Here is a 4,358-nt window from a genome sequence, read left to right as displayed (position 1 = left end):
GTGCCGTACCCTACTACTACCACCTCATCTAAAGCGGTCTTAGACCGCTGCGACAGCACAATATTTAATACCGGGGGGCTGTTCTCATCCAGCGGTATGCTCTGGGGAGCATAGCCGGTATAGCTAACATTCAGTACGGCGCCTCTATCCACCTGTTTCAGCTCAAAAGCGCCGGCCGGATCTGTAACAACACCTTTGGATGTTCCCTTGATAAAAACAGTAGCTCCCGGCAGGGGCGTTCCCGTTTCATCTCTGATCAGCCCTTTGATGGTCCCCGGCGCCGGTCCTGCACTTACCAGCGCCCGCGCTTCAGGCGCCGGTGCATTCTTGATCACCACCATCCTGTTCACCAGCTTATAAGACAGCTGGTTACCCGCCAACACTTTGTCCAGTACAGCTTCCAGGCGCTCTCCCACGCAGCGGAGACTGATACGCCTGGACAGGTTGCGGATATCCTGGCCGTAGGCAAACTTTACCCCGGCCACTTTGCCAATGCTGTCCAGCGCTTCGCGTAAAGGGATGTCCCTGAGCGTAAGCGTGACCGTGTTATTCAATACATTTTGCGCCCGGGCCGTAACAGTAAAGGCGTAGACGCCCAGCATGCAAAGAATAATAAATTTCAACCTGCGAGTGTTGAGCCGGTGGGGAATATTTTTCATAACGTAAAAAGCGACTTTGATGTGTGATGCAGAAAAACGCAGCCCCCCCCAAAAGAAACAGGCTTTTTTCTAAATTTAATTATTGGGTATCTGACAGGAACTTTTCCTCCAACTTAGGTTGCAATAAAATAAAGCGACTATACGCCAGGTACCCAACATCAGCGCTATGCTGTTTAAAACCTATAAAGTTGACTGGTAGCGGGCAAAATTATTTTGCTATCATTTGTAAAAAGTTAATTTTACTGGCTTATCGGCTATATCATTAGCCGTTATGTTCCCCTACCCCTGGCAATTCATCATCCCAAAACATAAGTATTCTATGAAAAAAAGTAATCGTGGCACCAGGTTTATGTATACGGTTAACTCCATGCCCTCCGAAGTTCAGCTTTACTTTGAGTCGTTATTCAACGACTTAAAAGTATACCTTCCTTTCTTCCCGGATACGCTAAAAAACGCCATTATCAACGGCTGCGAAGTATTTTCCTTTAAAAGGAATGATATTATACTGGACTACGGGGAAACCTGCAGGTACTGCTATTTTTGTATTAAAGGGCTGGTTACAGGAAGATATATAAAAGATGGTATTGAAAAAGCAAAGTGGTTCTTTGCAGAACATGATATGATCGTTTCTGTAAAAAGTTTCTTTAACCAGGTACCTAGTTTAGATAAATTAATTGCTAAAGAATCTACCATATGCCTGGCCATACCCTGGGAAAAGCTGGAAGCTATTTACGATACTTATCCCGAATTCAATAAGGTAGGCAGGAAACTTACAGAGCGCTACTATGAGCTGGCAGAAGAAAGGGCCATGTGGATTAACCGCGTGGCAGAAGAACGTTACCACCTGCTTTTTAAAGAATACCCTAAACTGGAGAACCGGTTAACGGATACCGACCTGGCTTCCTACCTGGGCATCACCAGGCAGTATTTAAGCACTATAAAGAAAAATCGTATAAACAAATACACACAGTCGCGGGTATAGTGCTCAAAAAATGTCATATATCTTAACAATCTTATTAAAACTGTCTTTTAATTTTGGTGATGAAAAGGTAACCCATATCCTCCCATGATTGTTTAGCATTTATTTACCTCAAAATAAATCATCCATGATTACCAGCAACACCGAAACAAAACTAACACCATACTGATGACCACCGTTAGTGGCAGCGAGCTGTAAAAAACTCCCCCGCATGCCTGCAGGGGAGCTTTCATAACTGTTCTGAATTGTTGCAACTTTCCTCAGAACAGGTAGCAGAGGGCGTTCCTGCTACTCATTTTTCACAGCGGCCTGGCTTACACCTGTCATGATGCTGCCTGCTACTGCTACTACCTGGGCTACTTCTCCTACTATAGACGGGAGTTGTAGTGGTAACCCTATCACTGCGGCTGCAAGCGCAGTGAGAATGAGCCCTATGTTGCGCACCTTCACAAAGAAAGGTGGTGTGGGGGCAATTAACCGATGTACTAATTCCATAAGAAATTGCTTTTAAAAGTGAAAAATTACTCATCCTTAAACGCCGGCGGATACCGCCACCATTTTCATGGAATTGTATGTTCCGTTGGACAGCATGTAAGGCTTTCCGTTTACCAACTGCACAAACTCAAGGCTGAGTGCCAGGAATACCGGGAAGGTGCTGTTAGGAGAAATGGTGGCTACCAGTTTCAGCGGAGCGGTATTATTGCTATCCAGTACCAATACTTCGCTGCTGGTTATTGCACTTTCAAACTTACCGCCTGCAAAATCGATAGCACCAATGCCACAGGTGATAATAAAGTGTGTTGCCCCCTCCGGAGCCTGAACGTCTTCCGTCGGTTTGAACGATGGCACATCTATTGTTCCGGTGCCGGCAACGCGATCAATGTTAGCCGTAAAGGGAGCATAGAGCGACCTATCCATCGAACTATCCATATTAAACTCAAAGTTTTCAATGAACCCGATTTCTCCGTCAATTACATTCCGTAATCCGCGATCGCTGGTAGCATCTGCTTTTACCACCTTTAAAAACTCCTTCGTGAGGCGGGGTGTAGCCCCTGTATCCGCTATGTTGTTTATCATATTACGGAAAGCTGAACGAAGTAATTTGCCGGCTTTACCAGCCCGGCCAAACTCCTGGCCATTTTCGCGGGTGCGTTGGAAGGCCGGATCTTTGGAGATCCGGGCTCCTGATACCCCTGCCCTTTTACGGACAGCGTATCCACGCTTTGTTTTATAAAACGATAGGTTTTCGATTGCGCCCTTAAACTGCAGCAATCCATCTTGTTTACTCATAATAAAAATGTTTTTTCTGAAAGAATAGGCAGTTTCTATAGCTATGCCTGTTAAGCTTTTCGTCTGATCAGACAGTGTTGTACTTCGAAATACAACCCGAAATTATTCACTGGCAGAAGTACGAAAAAACAAATCCGCCGCTTTTGCCGCATTTTGCCGGATTATGCCGAAAAACGTTCCAAAAAGGATGGTGATATACACCAAAGACATTCAAAACATATTTGGGAAGAGCGCCCGCTCTGCCAGGGAGCTAATGCAAAAGCTCCGGATTATGTTCGGAAAGGAGGACTGGCAGTACATTTCAGTGTCTGAATTTTGCGAATACGTCGGTTTGGATGAAGAGGAAGTAAGGGAGTTCCTGGATGGGTAGTTTGGAATCCTAAGTGCATGCACAGTGTATGGGAAGTGCGTCAGGAATGTATGAAACGAGTATCGCAGTGTATGGGTACAGTATCAAAAGTGTATGGTAAGTACTACACATAGACGAGTCCTAAGTATTGGAGGGCTATGCGATATATATTGGGGAGGTTATAAAACAGGGCATGCCCGGGGGGCTATGAAAAATAATTCCTTTTGTTTAGAAATTGGGGGTTAATATTTTGAGACTAAAGGCTCCCGTTTGAACGAAAGCTCTTTTCATTCCATAATGGATTGAATTTTCAATTTTGCTGTAAAAGCATCTATTACAGCCAGAACATGTTCTCTATCTTTTGCCGGGAGTTTTTCCAGCTTATTAAAATAGTCAATCAATGCGGGAGAAACCTGCTTTTGTTCCGTTGCACTACTTCGAATATCCCTGATCAGATAATCGAGCGTACTATCCAGTACCTCCGCAATCTTTGCTGCCACCTCGATAGATGGCTTAATGGCATCACGTTCATATTTACCGACCATATCCCCGGTAGTTCCTATGGCAGCACCTAACTGCGCCTGTGTTAACTTCTTTTCGCGTCTTACAAATGTGACTTTTTGCCCGAATGTCATTAGGGTTCATATTTAGATGCTAAAAATAAGGACTTTAAAGTAAAATGTTAACTAGCAGTAGCATATATGATCCTAACACGCTGCTATTTTATGTAGAACATATAACTTCCTCCTACCTGACAGATCCGATGTTTATACGCCTTTTCAAGCTTATTATCTTGACATACAAATGACATAAAATGATAAAACATCACTTATTCGACTTGTTTAAATGTTGCAAATAAGGTATATTTACATCAGATAACAATTAAAAAAACGCCTTATGCAAAGTAAAAGCAAAACGGTAAAAATTCATGAAAAAGGTGTGGAACGGTCCTATGGTTGGAAAACAGTTCCCTGGCTCAACTTATCAGGTGTATGGCTTGAAAAAGCAGGCTTTGATATTGGAGACAGCATAGCTATTGCAGTATCTCCCAACCAAATTACGATTACCATAGCAGAAAAAG

General features: G+C 43.7%; 7 protein-coding genes. 3 read left to right on the top strand and 4 right to left on the bottom strand.

All coding sequences use genetic code 11. The features are described from left to right. Window positions 1-602: STN domain-containing protein (locus VIM87_RS20095; protein ID WP_331998733.1), on the bottom strand; the 602-nt coding region annotated here is incomplete at its 3' end. A gap of 376 nt (window positions 603-978) precedes the next feature. On the opposite strand from VIM87_RS20095, the gene VIM87_RS20090 reads away from it, so the two are divergent. After that, window positions 979-1,641, top strand: a complete 663-nt coding sequence (locus tag VIM87_RS20090) for a Crp/Fnr family transcriptional regulator (RefSeq protein WP_331998732.1) — start codon at window positions 979-981, stop codon at window positions 1,639-1,641. Window positions 1,642-1,926: 285 nt separating this feature from the next. On the opposite strand, the gene VIM87_RS20085 is transcribed toward VIM87_RS20090, so the two are convergent. Together VIM87_RS20085 and VIM87_RS20080 are read right to left on the bottom strand one after the other, a co-directional pair. Continuing rightward, a complete protein-coding gene (locus tag VIM87_RS20085) occupies window positions 1,927-2,133 on the bottom strand; it encodes a hypothetical protein (RefSeq protein ID WP_331998731.1) in 207 nt (68 codons plus the stop codon). 36 nt (window positions 2,134-2,169) lie between these two features. Next, window positions 2,170-2,928, bottom strand: coding sequence for a hypothetical protein (locus VIM87_RS20080; RefSeq protein WP_331998730.1), 759 nt, complete (start codon window positions 2,926-2,928; stop codon window positions 2,170-2,172). A gap of 187 nt (window positions 2,929-3,115) precedes the next feature. Here VIM87_RS20080 and VIM87_RS20075 point away from each other — a divergent pair, with 187 nt between their 5' ends. Next, a complete protein-coding gene (locus VIM87_RS20075) occupies window positions 3,116-3,298 on the top strand; it encodes a hypothetical protein (RefSeq protein WP_331998729.1) in 183 nt (60 codons plus the stop codon). Between the two features lie 266 nt (window positions 3,299-3,564). Here the strand turns inward: VIM87_RS20075 and VIM87_RS20070 are convergent, their stop codons facing one another. Beyond that, a complete protein-coding gene (locus VIM87_RS20070) occupies window positions 3,565-3,912 on the bottom strand; it encodes a helix-turn-helix domain-containing protein (protein ID WP_331998728.1) in 348 nt (115 codons plus the stop codon). A gap of 262 nt (window positions 3,913-4,174) precedes the next feature. Here VIM87_RS20070 and VIM87_RS20065 point away from each other — a divergent pair. Then, window positions 4,175-4,358: SymE family type I addiction module toxin (locus tag VIM87_RS20065; protein ID WP_331998727.1), on the top strand; the 184-nt coding region annotated here is incomplete at its 3' end.

The organism is Chitinophaga sp. (genome assembly GCF_036569125.1).
In the GTDB taxonomy this organism is placed as follows: Bacteria; Bacteroidota; Bacteroidia; order Chitinophagales; family Chitinophagaceae; genus Chitinophaga.
The sequence above is the reverse complement of the archived record's forward strand: the minus strand, read 5'-3'. Positions and strand labels throughout refer to the sequence as shown.

What these genes read in the sequence shown, in the direction of transcription:
- VIM87_RS20090 (WP_331998732.1), top strand. Translation starts at nt 979, where the DNA reads ATGAAAAAAAGTAATCGTGGCACCAGGTTTATGTATACGGTTAACTCC.
- VIM87_RS20085 (WP_331998731.1), bottom strand. Translation starts at nt 2,133, where the DNA reads ATGGAATTAGTACATCGGTTAATTGCCCCCACACCACCTTTCTTTGTG.
- VIM87_RS20080 (WP_331998730.1), bottom strand. Translation starts at nt 2,928, where the DNA reads ATGAGTAAACAAGATGGATTGCTGCAGTTTAAGGGCGCAATCGAAAAC.
- VIM87_RS20075 (WP_331998729.1), top strand. Translation starts at nt 3,116, where the DNA reads ATGGTGATATACACCAAAGACATTCAAAACATATTTGGGAAGAGCGCC.
- VIM87_RS20070 (WP_331998728.1), bottom strand. Translation starts at nt 3,912, where the DNA reads ATGACATTCGGGCAAAAAGTCACATTTGTAAGACGCGAAAAGAAGTTA.